The sequence below is a fragment of the Pusillimonas sp. genome, from assembly GCF_029263785.1.
Lineage (GTDB): Bacteria > Pseudomonadota > Gammaproteobacteria > Burkholderiales > Burkholderiaceae_B > Pusillimonas.
Window position 1 is genome coordinate 29982 of sequence record NZ_JAJUFE010000015.1, and the last position, 18913, is coordinate 48894.

Consider the following 18913-nt stretch of genomic DNA (forward strand, 5'->3'; position numbering starts at 1 on the left):
ACCTGGCAATGAGCGCGAGCCGGCAGAGACATATGGTGCCCCCGGATTGCATGCAACCCCTTCCATCCATGCAGTAAATTTCGGCTATCTAGCCGCTAATTCAGCTTTCAGATTCTCTTGTAACAAATTAAGCTAATTTTCATATATCGTTTCAATCGATCTTCGGCCTTTGTTATCAATCATTTACGAAGCATCGCACCATAGCGGAACGTTTGCGCACCATCAGCGGCAATTTCAAGGTCTTATCCTATTGCATACACTGCTTTCTTTTAACCGCTGGATGATCCTCATGACATTGTTAAGACGTATCAAGACCTCTGTTCTGGCTGTTGCCCTGGTAGTCGCGCCCTCCGCCATGGCCCAGGACGTGGTAAAGGTTGGTTTGATCACCTCACTGACCGGGCCATTTGCTGAATTCGGGCAACAGATGCAGGCAGGGGTCAAGGCTTACCAGGCCATGCATGGCGATACTGTTGCAGGCAAGCGCGTCGAAGTCATTTTTCGCGATACCGGCGGAGCCAACCCCGAGATCGCCAAACGTCATGCCCAAGAGCTGTTCGTGCGTGAAAAAGTTGATTTCCTGGCAGGGTTTGCATTTACGCCCAGCGCGTTGGCGGCGGCACCTATCGCAACCCAGGCCAAGATCCCCATGGTGGTGATGAACGCCGCGGGCGAGAATTTGCCGTCCCGGTCTCCGTACATGATCCGGGTGGCGTTCGAGGTTGCTTCGACAGTTCCCCCTATTGCCAAATGGGCGTACCGCGAGGGAGCCCGAACCGCCTATGTCATTGCAGCCGATTATGCTCCCGGACTGGATGCCGAAAAGGCCTTCATCAAGGCGTTTGAGGCTGAAGGCGGAAAAATCATCGGTACTGTTCGCACGCCAATCGTGACGGTAGATTTTTCACCCTACATCATGCGGATCAAGGACGCCAAGCCCGACGTCATTTTTGCATTCGTCAACGGGGGCGATGTGGCGCCCGCACTGCTGCGCGAATACCGTACCCGCAACCTCGAAGCCGACGGGATCAAGCTGATTGGCACCGGCGACATCGTTGATGAGCCCATTGTCAATGTCATTGGCCAGAATGGGGTCGGGGTTGTCACGGTCTACCCTTATTCCATGCATCACGATTCCGAACTTAACCGCCGGTTCGTCGCCGAATTCCTGAAGTTGCGCGAAAAAAATGCCCGTCCTGCCATTATGGCCGTGGCGGCGTATGACGGCATGGCCGCCATATACAAGGCGCTTGAAAAGACACAAGGCGATACGGATGGTGCGAAGCTGATGGAGGCATTCAAGGGCATGGAGTTCGAGAGCCCTCGTGGCCAGATTCGCATCGATCCTGAAACCCGCGATGTGATCCATAACCAATACATCCGTCGTTTTGACAAGGTCGACGATGTATTCGTGAACGTTGAGTTCGAAACCTTCAAGGCAGGGGAATAATGTCGTACGCGCGGACACGACCCGTTGACGAAAACCTGCTCGGGCTTGATTGTGACGGACTTGTCCGCGCGTATCACGAAGGCAGAACCACACCGCTCCAAGTCGTCGACGCCTTGAAAGCAGCCATTGAAGCCGGCGACACCATCATCAACGCATTCTGCTACCTGGATTGGAATGCGGCTTACCAGGCGGCCCGCGAGTCAGAGCATCGTTACCGCGATGGTTCGGTGCTTGGCCCACTGGACGGTGTACCGGTGTCTGTCAAGGATCTTACCGATGTCCGTGGCTGGCCCACCCGCTTCGGCTCTTTTGCCATGGCCGAGGCAGCCGAGGCCGGATCGGATGCGCCGGCAGTAGAACGCCTGCGCGCGGCCGGGGCAATACTGTTTGGCAAAACTACAACCACCGAGTTTGGCTGGACAATCCGCTCCGATAATCCCCTGAACGGACTTACTCGTAACCCCCATGATCCAAAGCGGTCTGCAGGAGGGTCCAGCAGCGGGGCGGCAGCCCAGGTGGCAGCAGGCTGGGGGCCGTTGGCCCTGGGCAGCGACGCCGGGGGTTCGGTGCGGGTGCCTGCTTCGTACTGTGGCGTGGTCGGATTCAAGCCCAGCTTCGGAACCATAGCCATGCCGCCGTCCAGTGCCTTTACCGAGCTCGCTCATCTGGGAGTGTTTTCGCGTTCGGTTAAAGATTGTCGCAGCGCCATGAAAGTGCTCTCCGGTCCGGACGCACGCGATATCGCCTCAACCTTCCCCCGGGTGCCTCAGCAGGGTGCTGCGCCTCGTCCCCGGGTGGGCTGGACGCTTTTCGCAGGTTCCGACCTGCCGCCATCGCACCATGTCGTCACGGCGTTTCATTCATGTCTCGAGCAGTTGCGTGCGGCCGGTTATGAAGTACGCGAGGTGAATCTTGACATTCGGGATTGCGCCGACCCCATGTGGATGACATGGCGTTATCGCGCTCTTGAAGCTTTTCATGCATGGCCGGATGAACAAAGGAACCGCTTGGACCCTGCCTTGAAGCAGCTGTATCACGAAGGCGAAGCCTTAAGCACCATACAGCTCGCCAAGGCGCGTACGCGATTGCGCAGGATGGCAGTTCAGATTGGTCAGGTATTTTCCGATGTCGACGTCCTTCTGACACCTGCCATGCCAGACTCCGCTCCAATCGCCCGTAGTTCTGATTCCTCCGACGGCGCAGAAAACTGGTTCAGGCGAAGTGGCTACGCGTATCCATTCAACGTCACCGGACAGCCGGCCTTATCCATTCCCATGGGCGCATGCCCGCAAGGCATGCCCATGGGGTTGCAGCTTGTCGGGCTGAAATACCACGATGAAGCAGTATTGAGGTTGGGCGAGGAAATTGAAGCCTTGCTTACTCCACCGCCACCGAGACCTCGTTGAACCAGGAGTCATCCACTACCGGCAGGGGTATTGCGTCAATGAGCTGGCGGGTGATGTCGCTTTGAGGATTTTCGAACACTTGCTCGCATGGCCCCGATTCCACGATGACTCCGCGGTCAAGCACAACTACGGCATCGCACAGGCTGCGAATGACTGAAAGGTCGTGACTGATGAAGGCGATGGTCAGGTTCAAGTCGGTCGCAAGTTCCTTTAGCAGCGTCAGCACGCGAGCCTGAGATGACACATCCAGGCCGGATACGATCTCGTCCGCCAGGATAAAGGCCGGGTTCAGGGCGATGGCACGCGCTATGCCGACCCGCTGGCGTTGACCGCCAGACAGTTCGTGTGGATAACGGGCAGCGAAAGCGCCTGGCAGGCCCACGCGCTCAAGCATCTCCATGGCGCGTTTGCGAGGATTCGGCAAACCATAACGCTGCATGGGGGTCGCCACGATATGCCCGACTGTATGCCTGGGATTGAGTGACGACATCGGGTCCTGAAAGATCATCTGCAGGTCGCGGCGCAGCGGCTTGAGTTCGTTTTCATCCAAGCTGCTGATGTCTTTGCCCTTGAACAGGATCCGACCTGCAGAAGGAGTCAGAAGGCGAACCAGCACACGACCGAGCGTCGTCTTGCCGGAGCCACTTTCACCAACGATGCCGGTAATGGTTCCCTGGGGAATCTCGAAGGAAATGCCCTTGAGGATGTGAATAAGCGGGGCGCGCCCCAGCAATGGCTTGCGTGCCATGTCAGGCAGGGCCAAATGCAGATCTTCGATGCGAAAAAGCGAATCAACCATTTGCAATCGTGTCCTGACGAGCGATTTCTTGAGTCAAGGCAGCTACCAGTTCGGCGGGAACCGGCTGCAGCGGCTCATGCGGATGGGTGTACCGGGGTGTTGCCGCGATCAAGGCTTTGGTGTAGGGATGTTGGGGCTGAGCCAGTATCTGTTCAGTTGCACCACTTTCCATGACTTTGCCAGAGAACAGAACGGTGACGGTCTGACTGATTTTGGCGACCACTCCCATATCATGCGTGACAAAGAGTACCGATGTCCGTGTTTCGGCCTGCAGCTCGCGAATCAGTTGCAGGATCTGTTTTTGTACGGTGACGTCCAGCGCCGTGGTAGGTTCGTCTGCCACGATGAGCTGTGGGCGTGGGGCAAATGCGGCAGCGATCAACACCCGTTGACGCATGCCCCCGGACAGTTCGTGGGGATACGAGGCCATGACCCGCTGGGGGTCGCGGATGCGCACGCGGTCAAGCAGTTCGAGGGCGCGCCGATTCGCATCACTTGAGTTCCAGCCAAGGCGTCGCACCAGGCGATCAGTAATCTGGCCGCCAATCCTGCGCGATGGATTCAGGGCGGTGAGCGGATCCTGGGGTATCAGCGATGCAACCGCAGCCACCGTCTGGCGACGTGCGGCCGGTCGAAGGTTCTCCAGTACAACGTCGTGCAGTTGTATGCGGCCGGCGGTCTGTTCAATGCCGCGTGGCAGTACGCCCAGTACGGCCTTTCCGATCATGCTTTTGCCGGCGCCGCTTTCACCAACCAGGGCGCGGACTTCGCCCGGCTGCACATCCAGTGTTACATCCCGAAGCAGAATCGGGCCTCCGCGTACGGCGACGCTGAGTCCGTCAACCCGGAGAGTGGGAGCCAAAGCAGTCATTTGAGAGGATTCTTTGTTCATGTCCGGTCCTTGTTAGCGCATTACGGGATCGAACTGATCCTTCAAACCCTCGCCCAACTGGCTGAAGGCCAGCACAGTCAGGAAAAGCACCAGTAATGGGGCGGCCAACACCCACCAGCTGAAGTGGATCGAAGCGCGCCCTTCGGCAATCATGCCTCCCCACGTAGGAGCGTCTGACGAAATGGACAGGTTCACAAAGCTGAGGATGGCTTCGACGATGACAGCAACGCCCATTTCAAGTGCAAGCAGGGCAACGATGGTGGGCAGGACGTTTGGCAGCACCTCACCAGCCAATGTCGCCAGGCGTGATGCGCCGCCGATGCGGGCGGACTGGACGTAATCCATTCGCGATTGCACCAGGGTTTCGGCACGGATGACGCGAGCGAAGCGGGTCCAGTCAATGATGGCAATGGCCAGAATTACCGACGTAAGGCCGGTTCCCAATACGGCAACCAGCAAGATCGAGAACAGCACTGGCGGGAAGGCCATCCAGACATCGACCAGGCGAGAAACGATGCGGTCGACCCAGCCACCGAAATAACCGGCCAGCAGCCCAAGCAGGGAACCGAAAACGCACGCGGCGGTGGCGGCGACAAGAGCGACGGTAAGGGCGATTCGTGCACCGTAGATAATTCGTGACAGTACATCGCGGCCGAGGCTGTCCGTGCCCAGAAAATAGCCGGGCTCTGCACCGTTCAGGCCCATGGGCGGCATCCTTTCCAGCATCAGATCCTGGGCCAGGGGGTCGTGTGGCGCCAGGAACGGAGCGAAGACTGCAGCCAGCACGACAATCAGGAGCCATCCCGCCGAAAGCCACAGACGCAGATTTCGACGGCGGCCACGAGTGCGCGGGCCGGAATGCACGGGGTTCATTGTGGTATCAGCCATGACGCAGCCTCGGATTCAGAAAGGTGTAGGCCAGATCGACAGCCAGATTCACCAGGATGAAGATGCCGGCAAACGTCAGGACAATACCTTGTATCAGTGGAAGATCGCGGTTGATGACGGCGTCGATCGCCATATTGCCCAGGCCTTCGTAGGCGAACAGGCGCTCGACTATGACGGTACCACCTATCAGAAACGTAAACTGCACGCCGATGAGCGTAAGTGTCGGCAGGGCCGCATTACGAAGCGCCTCGCGCAAGATCACCTGAATTTCCGTGAAACCGCGCACACGTGCAAGAACCGTATAGTCCTGTTCCAGCACTTCCTTTAGACCCTGTTTCAGCAACTGTGAAATGATGGCTGCCAGGGGCAGGGCCAGCGATAGAGCCGGCATGATCATGTGGGCCAGCAGATCGGCAACCAGATCGAAACGGAATCTGACAATACCTTCAAACAAATAGAACTGGGTGACGAACGGCAAGCTGAGGTGGGGGGAGATTCGCCCGGAAATGTGCAGCACCGGCCACAGCACACCAAACAGAAGTATCAGCAGCAGCCCCCACAGGAAGTCGGGGATGGACAGGGTGATGCCGTTGAAGAGGTCAACGCCCGCCTCGGGGCTGCGACCCCGTGCCCTGGCGCCGAGTATCGCCGTGGTGCCTCCCAGGGCGACGGCAATCAGCAATGCAAGGATAGAGAGTTCGAGCGTGGCGGGAAGGCGCTCAAGCACGAGATCCCAGACCGGTTGCCGCATGGTGATCGAGGTGCCGAAATCACCCTGAAGCGCGTTTCCGCTCCAGATAATGAATTGTTCGAACAGGGATTTGTCCAGGCCATACATGGCTGTGAGCCTGGCGATGTCCGCTTCGGTGGCGCCCGGCGGCAGCATCATGGCGATGGGATTACCCGGTGCCACCCGGATCAGGACAAAGACAACGATGGCGACGCCCAGCATCGTCAACGCCATCGAGACGAGCCTGGCAAGAATGGTTTTGAGCATTGAAACTACATTGTGTTGCGAAAAGGCGGCGACCGCAATTGCGGTCGCCGGCTGGAGCGCCCTGACAGGCAGGGCGAACGTACTGCTTAGGCTGGGCGCATCATGGCGGGAGTGATGTCACCCGTGGCGGCAGGAGGAACCACGACTTTATCGGAATGAATGACAGGCATCACATATTGCAGTAGCGGAATGACGTAGCCTTGCTCCATGATGTAAGCACTGACATCTTTCCAGCCCTGAATGCGTTTCTCTTCGTCTTTTTCGCCCCACAGAGGAGCGATCTTGGCGTCGAGATCGTCGGTATCCCATACGGAGTGGGGCGAGGGGCCGAACATGGCGTGGCCGGTTGACGTGGTGGGATCGCCGATGGCGTTGCCCCAGTTATAGAAAGCAGCGGGGGCCAGCTGGTCGGCGGCACGCAGTTCGAAGTGCTTGGCGATCTCGTAGATCTCGATCTCGGCCTCGATACCGACTCGGCGCCACATACCCACAATAGCCTGGATCATTTCGTAATCCTTGGGTTTGTAGCCGCGTGTCGTCTGGATCTTGAAGCGAACCGGATTCTTGGTGGAGTACCCCGATGCCGCCAACAGCTCCTTGGCTTTTTCGGGGTTGTATTCAAACTTGAGGTTGGGATCGAATGCGTCGTATTCGGGCGCTTCGAGTGTGGACAATGGTACGCCGTAGCCGCGCAGCAGCCGGTCAATGATCAACTGCTTGTCGATGGCATGATGCGCTGCCAGGCGTACGTTCTTATCCTCCATCGGGCCGATGTCGTTCAGGAAGATCATGCCGACGTCAGCCACCGGGAAGGCTTCGCCCGCCAGGCCGGGCTTGGCCTTGAGACGATCGTATTCTTCGTACGGGATTTCGAGAGTGACGTGGGAATTGCCCGATTCGACCTCGGCGACCCGGCTGGCGGCGTCGGGCACGAATTTGATGGTGACGACATCGTAGGCCGGCTTGCCTTGCCAGTAGTCCTTGTTGGCGACCAGTCGCACGTAAGCGCCGCGCTCGTAGTTGTCGATCTTGTACGGACCTGTTCCGATCGGGGCCTTTTCAAAGCCTTCGGGGCCCACTTTCTCGAAGTAAGCCTTGGGCAGGACATAGCCGGTGAGGAACGCCATCCACTTGAATACGGTAGGTTCGTACTCGAGGACGTCGCCGGTGATCTTGTTGCCGTCGATCTTGTAATTGCCAAATTTGCCCCAGACGAACTGGCCCGGATTGCCGGATTTGGGATCTGCAGCACGTTCGAGGGAGAAGACCACGTCTTCAGGGCCGAAGTCGGAACCGTCGTGCCACTTGACGCCTTCGCGTACTGTCATGTGAATCTTGGTTTTGTCTTCGCTGAAGCCCCATTCGGTAAGAAGGCCAGGCGCAAAGCTGAGGTCGGGCTTCTGCTGAATGTAACGGTCGAACACCGTGAGATAGATAGGTTGCAGCTTGGGGTTGACGCCCGAGGCTCCGGTGGTGGGGTCCCATTGAGGAACGCCGGTATTGTACGCAATGACCAGGTTATCGATGGATTGCGCAAAGGCAGAGGGCAGACCCAGCATGGACAGAACGCCCAAGCTCAGGCTGGTTTGTAGGAACTCGCGTCGGGTATGAGCCATGATCGTGTCTCTTTGGTGTTGTCGTTAATACAGGCACAGGCAGTGCGCCCATGCGTCGTCCCATCTTAAGATTCAAAGCTTGAAGCTTGAAGTAGTGTTAACCCGGTAATAATTTATTTCGTGGGGCAGTCTCCGCTATTTGGCCGATGCGACAGGGGTTTCGGGGCGGATCAAACTTTTGAAAGACGCCTGCGACGCCTCACTGGTGAACCGCTCGATGCTTTTGTGGATGCGGGCTCGCTCTTCCCTTTGCCGCGTTCGTAAAATTGCAATCAGGGCGCCAATGCTTTGAGCTACCTCGATATCAGGTGCTCCGTCTTGTAAAGGGATGTCCAGCAGCGCCTTGATCAGGTTCTGCTGCTGCACGGCGTAGTCGTTGTATCGGCCCAGCGTGTCCTGCAGCTTTTTCAGGGCAGCAATCTGTGCGTTGAGTGGACCTGCAGGGTAAAACGAAGCTGAAAGCTCCAGCGGGTATCGCAGTTTCTTGCAATGGATCCGCAGCGAATGAAGCTGCTTATCAGACGCGTCGAGGTCGATTCGGGCGGCAAGCTTGCAAACTTTTCTGAAGCGTTTCAGAAGCAGTTTATCGGCATGTGCGCGCGCCGGCTTCCGGGCGTGCCGGCCTTTTGCAAGAGCGCCGGAAGGCGTGAACATCGCGCTTAATTTTTGAATGTCGTTTTGGTAGCTGTCGCTGCTTAACAGCTCGGCGACTGTGGCATGTTCGACTTCGCGAGTTTGTGTAATCAGATCGAAAAGGGTGTCCAGTCCGGCATGTAACGATTGCGGAAGCAGATCGTAGTATCGCGGCCTTTCAAGCAATTGCACGTCCAGGTCGCGCAGTCGTCCCGTCATTTTCATCAGGTTCGACAGCAAGTCCTTGATGGATTCGATGTCTGATTTTTTGTACACCTTCTTGTATTGCCCGAGTACCGAACGAATCTTGCGCAACTGGATACGGTAATCATGCAGGAACTCACTGTCGTGGTCGGCAATAATGCCAGGTTCGTTCGCCCGCGCGACGGGGATCAGGGCGGCAACGATTTCGTTGGCGGCATCATCGGCACAGGCGTCCTGGTCAAGCCGAATCGTCGGCTTGGCGTCATAGGGATGCTCAAGGGGAAACAAGGCGTCGACCCAGTTCATATCATGTTGGTCGGCTTCGTCACCCGGCCCGATGGAGTCTGGGCCGGTGCCAGTGCCAAGCCTGGAAAGGCGTTGGCGAAGCCGGTGCACCTGTTCATCGGCCTGCTCAGGCTCGTGCCATATGGCAACAGCCACTGCACGGTCCGCCGCGCCAGTCAGAAACACCATCGACAGACTGCACTTGACCCCCTTCGCGGCGTCAACAAAGTCCAGTCGGGCGCGTTGCCACAGGCCCGATCCCATTGGCATAAGCCGTCGCAAGGGGCTGAGATGGTTCAGGCGTTGGGCCAGTTCGCCATCTGGAATGTCCGACTTGAACATGACGGGGGCGTCCCGATCTTGCGAGAACAACCGGCCGTCTGCCTCGATGAGTTCAAGCGTCGCGCCGGTATCCAGAAGAAGCCCGCCCGCCTTGCGCAGGGTCTGGTCGAAATCATCCAGGGCGGTATAGGGAGTGATATCGCTGAGTGCGATGAGTTCAGGGGTGAAGCCTGCAAACTGGTGGGTCGACAATTGCTCGACAGCAGAAGGCGACAGATAGTAGCGGTCGCTGGGGAGATTGCTCATGGATTCTCTGAGGGTCGTGATTCGGCCGGCAAACTTTAGTGCTCCAAGCCAATGGAACTGGCCTAACTTTTTCATGACCTCAGATTTCCGTCAAGCGCATCCGCTCGTATCCCGGATTTCCATCAAGCAAATCCTCTGGATAGGAGGATCGAGGATGAGCCGGGAATGCCGGTCGGCCCGCTTTCCATCCAGTCAGGAAGATCTTTTGATTCAATCGGTAGATCATTTCATCAAGTCCGGAAGATCCACTCATCCAGTCCGGAAGATCATTTCATCCCGTCGGGAAGATCACTCTGATGTCCACGCTCGTCCTCCTTTCCAGAGCGCGGTTTGTTCTTCGATCCCTGCCGATCCTGTCACCGATCTCCCAGCCTGAATTCTGTAATATATTGAAACAAAAGACAGGAGGCGTTGATGGCGAAAGGTGTAGCAGCAAAGCTTTTGTTCAGCATATTGGCGGCATGTGCCGCATCCATGATTTCTACCGTAATTCGGGCTGAAACCGGACCACTTCCCGTTATCACCACCGAGGGTGGACAAGTACATGGCGTCCTTCGACATGGGGTAGTGGAATATCGCGGCATTCCTTATGCAGAATCGCCGGCTGGTGCGAAGCGCTGGACGCTTCCCGAGCCTGCCAAGCCTTGGGAGGGCGTGTTGTACGCCGAAGATTTCGTGCCCATGTGTGCACAGGCCGCGCGCTATGACCTGACAGAAGCCAGCAACAATGAAGACTGTCTTTACCTGAATGTCACGGTGCCGTTTGTTCAAGAAACCGTAGCGGTAAAGCGCCCCGTCATCGTATGGATACATGGGGGTGGTTTCGTGGGCGGATCCAGTTCACTGTACCGGCTGGACCATCTGGCCAAAGAGGCGGGTGCCGTGGTGGTCTCCATCAACTATCGCCTGGGCGTACTGGGCTTCATGCCGCATCCGGGATTCGATGCCGATCATAATGGCGCTTACGCGCTGGAAGACCAGCGCCTGGCGATGCACTGGGTCAGGCGCAATATTGCCGCCTTTGGCGGAGACCCCGAGAACATCACATTGGCAGGAGAATCCGCGGGCGGCGCATCGGTCTGCATGCACCTGTTGACGCCCGAAGCCACAGAAGGCTTGTTTCATAAGGCGATTATTCAAAGTGCGGCCTGCTCCTTTCAATTAAGAAACGCAAAGCAGTGGAGCGAGTTCGGCGTCAAGGTGGCGAATGAGGTGGGGTGTACCGATCCGCAGCACGCCGTCGATTGCATGAGGAGCAAGAGTGTCCAGCAATTGATTGCGGCGGCTGACAAGGTGGCCGACGGAGACCTGATGGCCTTCGCTCCGGTAATCGGCACCAAGACCCTGCCACGCCAGACGCTCGAGTCCCTGGAAGCCGGCAAGTTTGTCAAGGTGCCGGTTCTGGCCGGCGGTACGCGTGATGAGCTTCGTTTGTATGTGGCGTATGCAGAGCAGGCCGGACAACGCATTACCGCCGACAATTTCGCCGATGTGCTGCGCGAAACCTATGGCGATAATGCTGCTGCTGTGCAGGCACGTTATCCCTTGGCCGGCTTCGAATCGGCTCCGGCTGCGCTGGGGTCCATAACTACCGATTTCAGGCCCGACATCGGAATCAATCACTGCCTGTATGTTGAGTCTGCACGTTTGCTGTCACGACACGTGCCCGTTTACCTGCTCGATTTTGCTGACCGCGATGCCCCCGTCCTGGGTGTGTCCATCCCCGAGACACCGGACCCGGAATTCGAACTGGGAGCTGTACATTCATCCGAGTTGAATTACTTATTCCCCAATTTTTCGAACACCACCAAACTGGATGGCCCTGAACTCAAGCCCGCGTCTCGGGAACTATCGGATCAATTGGTGGAAACCTGGGCGCAATTCATTCGTACTGGCGTACCCCAGGCCAAGGGCCTGCCCGCCTGGCCCCGCTTTGCCGACGCAGGCGAGGCCATGCGATTTGAACCCGGCAATAGCAGGCTGATCGACCCTGCTGCAGAGTACCAATGCGGTTTCTGGAAGCGGCTGTATCCGAAGGCGTTTGCAGGCAAGCACTAAGGGCTGCGCGTAGAGCCCTTGGGTGCAAGACATTAATGCAAGAACCAGAAAGAAGCCCGCACAAGCGGGCTTTCTTTGTTGCGCCAATTAGATGCACCGCGACATTCGTTAGCATCCTCCAATTTTCCTCCACTAAATTGGAGGAACACAGTGAAAAGCGGTTATACGCGCGCCGCGGAGTGGATGGGGTGAACGGTAAAAAGTGTAAGAAAATCAACCGTCTACTGCGCTAATCTTGGTGGAGACGAGGAGGATCGAACTCCCGACCTTCGCATTGCGAACGCGACGCTCTCCCAGCTGAGCTACGTCCCCGACAACGGCGTATTTTAGCAAATGAATTCTGTTTGTTGGCTCATTCAGGTATGTTGATCAAACCTTTCCGACGTACTCTGGCTATGCTTGAGGTAGCGCAGCACTTCAATGCATTTTGGTTTGCCAACACACATCTTGATTCCTCATGAATTCGCCAACCTCTTTTCCGCCGAAAGAACCCAGCAGCAATCCGCGTCCTGTGGCCGCGGCGATTCTTGCAGCCGGGTTCAGCCGCCGCATGGGCGTGGTCAATAAGCTGATACAGGAAGTGGACGGAGAGCCGATGCTGCGGCAGGTAGCCCGACAGTTGCTGGCTTCGCGCTGCGATCGCGTAGTTGTAGTCGTAGGTCACCAGGCCGATGCAGTGCGTGATGTCCTGAGCGGCTTGAGCGTTGACGTCATTCCGAACCCAGATTTTCACGAAGGTATGGCCGCGTCTGTCCGGGTGGCGGCGGGCACCGCCAGGCAGGGCGAGGCGCTTTTGATTTGTCTGGGTGATATGCCGTATGTATCGGTACAGGTTATTGATGCGATCATCGAGGCGTATCGGGCCGGCGGGCATTATGAAAACGTGGCTGCGTTTCAGCCGTATTTTCAGGGCCGTGCAGGGAACCCTGTGCTTTGGGTTCCACACGCCGTGCGCTCACTTAAAGCGCTCAAAGGAGATGAAGGCGCACGCGGCCTTCTGAAAAGTCTGGGCAATGCCGTCAGGCAAGTTCCCGTGCCGGATGACAGTATTTTCCTTGATATTGACACACCCGAAATGCTGGCTCGGGTGCGCGCACAGCAAAAATAGCGCCAACCGTGTCAACAGAAGCGTTCGGCAAGGCCTTAAAGCAAGAGAACTTTTCGTGTACGTAGTAGAATTTCGTATTCGAAATTTGGCTTACGCGATGACTACCATACTTCAGAACGTTCCTGTCGGCCAGAAGGTCGGCATTGCATTCTCAGGCGGCCTGGATACCAGTGCCGCCTTGCTTTGGATGCGTAATAAAGGGTCTATTCCTTACGCTTATACGGCTAATCTGGGTCAGCCAGACGAGCCCGATTACGAGGCCATTCCACGCAAGGCGCTCGAGTACGGGGCCGAGAAGGCCCGCCTGATCGACTGCCGGCCCCAGCTTGTAGCCGAAGGCATCGCCGCGCTGCAGTGTGGTGCGTTTCACGTTTCAACCGCCGGCGTCACGTATTTCAATACGACGCCTATCGGCCGGGCTGTTACTGGCACGATGCTGGTTGCGGCCATGAAGGAAGACGACGTTCATATCTGGGGCGATGGAAGCACGTACAAGGGCAACGACATCGAGCGGTTTTATCGTTACGGCCTGTTGACTAATCCCAATCTGCAGATCTACAAGCCCTGGCTTGATCAGACCTTTATCGACGAGCTTGGCGGTCGCGCCGAAATGTCCGAATACATGCGCGAGCATGGTTTCGACTACAAGATGTCGGCCGAAAAAGCATATTCGACCGATTCGAACATGTTGGGAGCCACTCACGAGGCCAAGGATCTCGAGCACCTTAATTCGGGTATTCGCATTGTCCAGCCCATTATGGGTGTTGCCTTCTGGCGCGACGATGTAGAGGTCAAGGCAGAAGAAGTGTCGGTCAGGTTTGAAGAAGGCCGCCCCGTTGCACTGAACGGTCGCGAATTCGCAGATCCGGTCGAGCTGATGCTTGAGGCCAATCGCATCGGCGGTCGCCACGGTCTGGGCATGAGCGACCAGATCGAGAACCGGATCATCGAAGCCAAGAGCCGTGGCATCTACGAGGCGCCGGGTCTGGCCTTGTTGTTTATCGCATACGAACGCCTGGTTACGGGCATTCACAACGAAGACACCATCGAGCAGTACCGCATCAATGGCCTCAAGCTCGGCCGCTTGCTGTATCAAGGGCGCTGGTTCGATCCCCAGGCCATCATGCTGCGGGAATCGGCCCAGCGGTGGGTCGCTCGTGCAGTAACCGGGGAGGTCACCCTGGAGCTGCGTCGTGGCAATGATTACTCCTTGCTCAACACCGAATCGCCCAATCTCACCTATCATCCCGAGCGTCTTACCATGGAGAAGGGTGATTCCGTGTTTTCGCCTCGTGACCGCATCGGCCAGCTGACCATGCGTAACCTGGATATCACCGATACCCGGGACAAGCTGTTCACCTATACAAAGGCCGGCCTGCTGTCGAGCAAAGGAGAAGCCTTGCCGCAGTTGAAGGACGAGTCCGACAAGTAGTTCCGAAGCTGGAACAGATATAGTCAAGAAGGCGTCAGCTGGAACGGCTACGAATCGTCTGTAAACCGTCTTGCCGTAAGAAAAGAGCCGCTACGTTGAACTGCAGCCAATAAGTTGGACACCGTCCTGTCTTGTGGGGTCAGTTCAGTTTTAGCGGCTCTTTTTATTGCTGTCTGGCATTCGGCCTGATCTTCAGATACCTTTGCTACAGGTGACCCAGAAGCAGGAATTCCATCAGGGCCTTTTGCACATGCATGCGGTTTTCGGCTTCATCCCACACCACGCTCTGGGGGCCGTCGATTACTTCGGCAGTCACTTCTTCACCCCGATGCGCGGGCAGACAATGCATGAACAAGGCCGAGGGGTCAGCTGCAGCCATCATCTCGGCATCGACACACCAATCGGCGAAGGCCTTGCGGCGGGCTTCGTTTTCATCCTCGTAGCCCATGCTCGTCCAGACATCGGTTGTGACCAGATGAGCACCCTTGCAGGCCTCGAGAGGGTCGGAAAACTGTCGCAAAACCTTAACTGAAGGCTGTCCGATACGGGCCGGATCAAGTTCGTAGCCCTTGGGCGTCGAGACATGCAAGGTGAATCCGAGCATTTCGGCAGCCTGAAGCCAGGTATAGGACATGTTGTTGGCGTCGCCAATCCAGGCAACAGTGCGGCCTTCGATCGAGCCGCGATGTTCGATGAATGTGAAGATGTCGGCGAGGATCTGGCAGGGATGATATTCGTTGGTTAATCCGTTGATCACCGGCACCCGCGAATGCGAGGCGAACCGCTCGATGCGCGTTTGTTCGAATGTCCGGATCATTACCAGATCGACCATGCGCGAAATCACGCGTGCTGTGTCTTCGATGGGTTCGGATCGGCCCAGTTGCGAGTCGCCCGTGGTAAGGTGGATGACGGATCCGCCCAACTGGTACATGCCTGCTTCGAATGACACCCGGGTGCGTGTGCTGGCCTTTTCGAACACCATGGCCAGGTTGCGGTCGTGCAAGGGGCGGTACGGCTCATAGCGCTTGAATTTGTCCTTGATCAGCTTGGTGCGCTCGAACAAGTACAGGGTCTCTTCTTTGGTGAAATCGCGAAACTGCAGATAATGCCGCAAGGGGCCTGTTTGCTGGTTTTGGGACATGTCAAGCCTAGGTTCAAAGACGACTATTGTAGCTATCATATACAATCTTCGCGCGGCCCCCCAGCATTGCATGTCGGGCAGGCCGATCAGTTATTCGGGGTTTTGCGGAATCAGCATGTCGGAAGATCAACAGCAGGGCACGATCAGGCAGTTCATCATTCATGGCGTTACCCAATCAGGGCAACGCTTTCGTCCAAGTGATTGGGCCGAGCGACTGTCGGGGGTGATGGCCCGATTCAGGCCCGGAGGAAGCCGGGGCGGTCCGTTAACCTATTCTCCGTATGTGGTGCCGATGGTCATTGAGGGGGTGCGCTGTGTCGTCGTGGACCACCGCTTGCGACAACTGGAGCCGCTGGCCTGGAACTTCGTCGAAGAGTTCGCCAAGGACAATAATCTGCGAACTTCCGAGCGAGAGATTCCGGAACGAATACGCCCGGCCTAGCCGGGCTTTTTAATGGGTGGTTACAGGGAAACTGGAACCGGAGTCAGAACCTTGCCATGGCGAGCATAGGCTTCGGCATTTTCAATCATCAGGTTGACCATGGCTTGCCGGGTTTCCAGCGTGGCGCTGGCGACATGAGGCAGCAGGACGACGTTATCGAGCTGTTTGAGGACATCGGGAACATGGGGCTCGGATTCGAACACATCCAGCCCCGCACCTGCGATAGCACCTTGTTCAAGTGCCGCAACCATTGCCTTTTCATCCACAACCGTGCCTCTGGACACGTTGATCAAAACGCCTTCAGGCCCCAGGGCTTCGAGCACCTTGGCGTCGATAAGGTGATAGGTTGACTGGCCGCCCACTGTCGCAATCACCAGAATATCTGCCCACTGGGCCAGCGAGTGGAGTTCGCTTTCGTATTTCCAGGCCACATCTGTACGGGGCTTGCGGTTGTGGTAGCGCACGTCCATCGAAAAGCCTGCAGCGCGTTGCGCAACGGCCAGCCCGACCCGCCCAAGGCCGACGATGCCCAGGCGCTTTCCTGTGACGCGTCTGCCCAGGGGCAGGGAGGCCAGCTGGTTTTCCCAGTTTCCTTCCCGAACGAAGCGCTCGGCCCGGCCCATTTGTCGCATGGTCGCCAAAATAAGGCCCCAGGTCAGGTCTGCCACGCAGTCGTTAAGTACATCGGGTGTATTGCTGACCTGTATGCCACGCGCATGGGCATGCTCGACGTCGATGTTGTCATAGCCGACTCCCAGGCTGCAAATAGCCTTGAGTGCCGGGAGCTGGTCGATAAGTGCAGCTCGGGCTGGATGGAAGGCACTGGCCAGCAGGACTTCGACCTCAGGGCCGTATTCGAGCATCACATCGTTGGGATCTTCTGCCTTCCACAAGGGCACGGTGCGGTAGCAGCGATCCAGGCGTTCCTGACCGTCGGGCAGTAATGAGGGAAGGGCGAAAAGCTGAAGCAGAATGGGCTTGGAATCGGTCATGGTCGCGTCGTTTTCGTGATGCAAGGCACAAGCTGAACTTTTGTATTAGAAGACTATATGAACTCTTGTATGAGAAAACTATAGCAGGACTCAGCTTATGGTTGACGCAAAAAAAACAGGACGCAAGGTGCGTCCTGTTTTTGCGGGATTTACCCCGGTGGCCGATTAAACCAGAGGCTGCTTAAGCAAGAGCCTTGACAGCAGCGGCCAGGCGGCTCTTGTGGCGAGCAGCCTTGTTTTTGTGGATGATCTTTTTGTCGGCCACGCGGTCGATGACGCTGGTGGCTTTCTGCAGAATTTCGGTAGCAGCGGCTTTATCACCGGCATCGATAGCCTGGCGAACACGCTTGATAGCGGTGCGCATCATCGAGCGCATGCTGGAATTGTGTTTGTTGCGCGCAATAGACTGGCGAGCGCGCTTGCGAGCTTGGGCGGTATTGGCCATATGTTGTAGCGAGTATGCTTAAAAAAGGTTTAATCGGCAAAGACAGCTACTATACCTTACACTTGCCTTTTTGTAAAGTCTCTGGGGCGAAAACCGCAGATAAACAGCGCCCCAAAGTAAGCGCTTGCTGCCATAACCAAAACGACGGCAAGGAACAGTGCCCGCTGGCCGGCATGGACGCCGGAGCCAGTCCATTCGATGTAGCGGTTGGCCAGAACGAGCACCGCGCACAGAGCGATGATGGCCGGAGCGCATCGCATGCAAAATCGGATCCAGCCCGCCGACGGCGAATAAACGCCTCGTTTGCGAAGCAGGACAAGCAGCATCAAGGCGTTGAAGCTGGCTCCCAGGCCGATAGAAAGGGCGAGCCCCGCATGTTGAAACAACGGTACAAACAATAGATTCATGGCCTGGGTCAATACCAGTACCACGATGGCGATTCGCACCGGCGTCCGGATATCCTGCTTGGCATAAAAGCCGGGCGCCAGAATCTTGACTGCAAGCAGGCCCAGCAGTCCGACTGAATACGCCATGACTGCAAGCCGTGTCTGATTGACATCGGCGGCATCAAAGGCGCCATAGTTGAACAGAGTGGCTACCAAACCTTCGGATAAGAGGGCCATTCCCAAGGCCGCAGGCAAGCCCAGAAGGACGACCAGACGCAGACCCCAATCCAGCAAGGCGTTGTAACGCTGGCTATCCTGTCGTGCGTGCGCAGCCGAGAGGCTTGGCAGCAATACCGTGCCCAGTGCGATTCCCAATAATGCGGTGGGAAATTCCATCAATCGGTCAGCAAAGGACAGCCATGTCACGCTGCCTGATTCCAGCCAGGTCGCAATGTTGGTGTTGATGAGAAGAGAAATCTGGGCCACCGAAACGCCCAAGGTGGCGGGAACCATCAGACGGCCTATTCGGCGTACCCGCGAATCTCGCCAGGCTTGGCGCGCTTCAGGCGTCAGGCGGGGTCGTAAGCCCAAGCGAGACAGTGCAATCCATTGAAGGGTGAGTTGCGCTATGCCGCCTATCATGACGCCTGCGGCAAGAGCGTAGATTGGCACGTCGAAATAGGGCGTCAAAAACAGGCAGGCGCCGATCATGCTTACATTTAGCAGGACCGGAGTGAATGCCGGCACCGCAAAGCGACTCCAGGTATTGAGTACCCCCGAGGCAAATGCCACCAAAGACATGCACAAGATATAGGGGAACATCAGTCGAGTCATCCACACGGCGGCATCGAAGGCATGTTGCCTGGACTCCGCAAGGAGCCCGCTTGCCATGGCAGACACCACCCAGGGCGCAGCAATAATGCCAATCAAGGTCACCAGCATCAACGTCAGCGTCAAAAGAAACGCAACGCGGTCAAGCAGGACCTGTGTGGACCCGGGGGACTCGGTGCTTCGTACTTCGCCCAGAATGGGAACGAAGGCTTGCGAGAATGCGCCTTCGGCGAAGAGTCTGCGCAAGAGGTTAGGAATGCGGAACGCAACCCAGAACGCGTCGGTAAGTGGGCCTGCACCGAAAGAACCGGCGATGAGAA

The 18913-nt window shown here is 57.0% G+C and carries 16 protein-coding genes and 1 tRNA gene; 6 read left to right on the top strand and 11 right to left on the bottom strand.

Annotated elements, in window-relative coordinates:
* The first annotated feature begins 289 nt into the window (after nt 1–289).
* Entirely contained in the window at nt 290–1450 is a 1161-nt protein-coding gene (locus Q1J88_RS06160; RefSeq protein WP_301116702.1) for an ABC transporter substrate-binding protein, read from the top strand.
* Nucleotides 1450–2856 (top strand): amidase family protein, encoded by a 1407-nt coding sequence (locus Q1J88_RS06165; RefSeq protein WP_301116703.1) that lies wholly within the window; start codon nt 1450–1452, stop codon nt 2854–2856. The genes Q1J88_RS06160 and Q1J88_RS06165 overlap by 1 nt, the downstream gene beginning before the upstream one ends.
* Here the strand turns inward: Q1J88_RS06165 and Q1J88_RS06170 are convergent.
* From Q1J88_RS06170 to Q1J88_RS06195, 6 genes are all read right to left on the bottom strand, one after another.
* Nucleotides 2828–3655 carry an ABC transporter ATP-binding protein gene (locus Q1J88_RS06170; RefSeq protein WP_301116704.1) on the bottom strand — a complete coding sequence of 276 codons (828 nt, stop codon included), beginning with the start codon at nt 3653–3655 and terminating at the stop codon, nt 2828–2830. The two genes, Q1J88_RS06165 and Q1J88_RS06170, sit on opposite strands and share 29 nt — an antisense overlap.
* Nucleotides 3648–4547, bottom strand: a complete 900-nt coding sequence (locus Q1J88_RS06175; protein ID WP_301116705.1) for an ABC transporter ATP-binding protein — start codon at nt 4545–4547, stop codon at nt 3648–3650. The genes Q1J88_RS06170 and Q1J88_RS06175 overlap by 8 nt, the downstream gene beginning before the upstream one ends.
* A 12-nt stretch (nt 4548–4559) precedes the next feature.
* A complete protein-coding gene (locus tag Q1J88_RS06180; RefSeq protein ID WP_301116706.1) occupies nt 4560–5435 on the bottom strand; it encodes an ABC transporter permease in 876 nt (291 codons plus the stop codon).
* Entirely contained in the window at nt 5428–6432 is a 1005-nt protein-coding gene (locus tag Q1J88_RS06185) for an ABC transporter permease (protein WP_301116707.1), read from the bottom strand. Before Q1J88_RS06185 ends, Q1J88_RS06180 begins: the two co-directional genes overlap by 8 nt.
* An 86-nt stretch (nt 6433–6518) precedes the next feature.
* Complete coding sequence (locus Q1J88_RS06190) at nt 6519–8048, bottom strand: ABC transporter substrate-binding protein (protein ID WP_301116708.1); 1530 nt, start codon at nt 8046–8048, stop codon at nt 6519–6521.
* 135 nt (nt 8049–8183) lie between these two features.
* Nucleotides 8184–9758: a CHAD domain-containing protein gene (locus Q1J88_RS06195; RefSeq protein WP_301116709.1), complete on the bottom strand. Its 1575-nt coding sequence runs from the start codon at nt 9756–9758 to the stop codon at nt 8184–8186.
* A gap of 414 nt (nt 9759–10172) precedes the next feature.
* Between Q1J88_RS06195 and Q1J88_RS06200 the strand changes: the two genes are divergently transcribed.
* The gene (locus Q1J88_RS06200; protein WP_301116710.1) at nt 10173–11816 is read left to right on the top strand and encodes a carboxylesterase family protein; all 1644 of its coding nucleotides are present in this window, start codon (nt 10173–10175) and stop codon (nt 11814–11816) included.
* A gap of 236 nt (nt 11817–12052) precedes the next feature.
* On the opposite strand, the gene Q1J88_RS06205 is transcribed toward Q1J88_RS06200, so the two are convergent.
* Nucleotides 12053–12128: transfer RNA gene (locus Q1J88_RS06205), tRNA-Ala, on the bottom strand.
* Between the two features lie 145 nt (nt 12129–12273).
* On the opposite strand from Q1J88_RS06205, the gene Q1J88_RS06210 reads away from it, so the two are divergent.
* Both Q1J88_RS06210 and argG read left to right on the top strand, forming a co-directional pair.
* Nucleotides 12274–12924, top strand: a complete 651-nt coding sequence (locus tag Q1J88_RS06210) for a nucleotidyltransferase family protein (RefSeq protein WP_301116711.1) — start codon at nt 12274–12276, stop codon at nt 12922–12924.
* A 97-nt stretch (nt 12925–13021) separates the two neighbouring features.
* Entirely contained in the window at nt 13022–14356 is a 1335-nt protein-coding gene (gene argG / locus Q1J88_RS06215) for an argininosuccinate synthase (RefSeq protein ID WP_301116712.1), read from the top strand.
* A 205-nt stretch (nt 14357–14561) separates the two neighbouring features.
* On the opposite strand, the gene argF is transcribed toward argG, so the two are convergent.
* Nucleotides 14562–15497, bottom strand: a complete 936-nt coding sequence (gene argF / locus Q1J88_RS06220) for an ornithine carbamoyltransferase (protein ID WP_301116713.1) — start codon at nt 15495–15497, stop codon at nt 14562–14564.
* 115 nt (nt 15498–15612) lie between these two features.
* On the opposite strand from argF, the gene Q1J88_RS06225 reads away from it, so the two are divergent.
* Nucleotides 15613–15939, top strand: a complete 327-nt coding sequence (locus tag Q1J88_RS06225; protein WP_301116714.1) for a DUF3579 domain-containing protein — start codon at nt 15613–15615, stop codon at nt 15937–15939.
* Nucleotides 15940–15959: 20 nt separating this feature from the next.
* Here the strand turns inward: Q1J88_RS06225 and Q1J88_RS06230 are convergent, their stop codons facing one another.
* From Q1J88_RS06230 to murJ, 3 genes are all read right to left on the bottom strand, one after another.
* Nucleotides 15960–16931: a 2-hydroxyacid dehydrogenase gene (locus Q1J88_RS06230; RefSeq protein WP_301116715.1), complete on the bottom strand. Its 972-nt coding sequence runs from the start codon at nt 16929–16931 to the stop codon at nt 15960–15962.
* 181 nt (nt 16932–17112) lie between these two features.
* Nucleotides 17113–17376, bottom strand: a complete 264-nt coding sequence (gene rpsT, locus Q1J88_RS06235) for a 30S ribosomal protein S20 (RefSeq protein WP_301116716.1) — start codon at nt 17374–17376, stop codon at nt 17113–17115.
* A gap of 56 nt (nt 17377–17432) precedes the next feature.
* Nucleotides 17433–18913: murein biosynthesis integral membrane protein MurJ (gene murJ / locus Q1J88_RS06240; protein ID WP_301116717.1), on the bottom strand; the 1481-nt coding region annotated here is incomplete at its 5' end.

Coding starts and splice junctions, on each gene's coding strand:
- Q1J88_RS06160 (WP_301116702.1), top strand. CDS start 290: ATGACATTGTTAAGACGTATCAAGACCTCTGTTCTGGCTGTTGCCCTG.
- Q1J88_RS06165 (WP_301116703.1), top strand. CDS start 1,450: ATGTCGTACGCGCGGACACGACCCGTTGACGAAAACCTGCTCGGGCTT.
- Q1J88_RS06170 (WP_301116704.1), bottom strand. CDS start 3,655: ATGGTTGATTCGCTTTTTCGCATCGAAGATCTGCATTTGGCCCTGCCT.
- Q1J88_RS06175 (WP_301116705.1), bottom strand. CDS start 4,547: ATGAACAAAGAATCCTCTCAAATGACTGCTTTGGCTCCCACTCTCCGG.
- Q1J88_RS06180 (WP_301116706.1), bottom strand. CDS start 5,435: ATGGCTGATACCACAATGAACCCCGTGCATTCCGGCCCGCGCACTCGT.
- Q1J88_RS06185 (WP_301116707.1), bottom strand. CDS start 6,432: ATGCTCAAAACCATTCTTGCCAGGCTCGTCTCGATGGCGTTGACGATG.
- Q1J88_RS06190 (WP_301116708.1), bottom strand. CDS start 8,048: ATGGCTCATACCCGACGCGAGTTCCTACAAACCAGCCTGAGCTTGGGC.
- Q1J88_RS06195 (WP_301116709.1), bottom strand. CDS start 9,758: ATGAGCAATCTCCCCAGCGACCGCTACTATCTGTCGCCTTCTGCTGTC.
- Q1J88_RS06200 (WP_301116710.1), top strand. CDS start 10,173: ATGGCGAAAGGTGTAGCAGCAAAGCTTTTGTTCAGCATATTGGCGGCA.
- Q1J88_RS06210 (WP_301116711.1), top strand. CDS start 12,274: ATGAATTCGCCAACCTCTTTTCCGCCGAAAGAACCCAGCAGCAATCCG.
- argG (WP_301116712.1), top strand. CDS start 13,022: ATGACTACCATACTTCAGAACGTTCCTGTCGGCCAGAAGGTCGGCATT.
- argF (WP_301116713.1), bottom strand. CDS start 15,497: ATGTCCCAAAACCAGCAAACAGGCCCCTTGCGGCATTATCTGCAGTTT.
- Q1J88_RS06225 (WP_301116714.1), top strand. CDS start 15,613: ATGTCGGAAGATCAACAGCAGGGCACGATCAGGCAGTTCATCATTCAT.
- Q1J88_RS06230 (WP_301116715.1), bottom strand. CDS start 16,931: ATGACCGATTCCAAGCCCATTCTGCTTCAGCTTTTCGCCCTTCCCTCA.
- rpsT (WP_301116716.1), bottom strand. CDS start 17,376: ATGGCCAATACCGCCCAAGCTCGCAAGCGCGCTCGCCAGTCTATTGCG.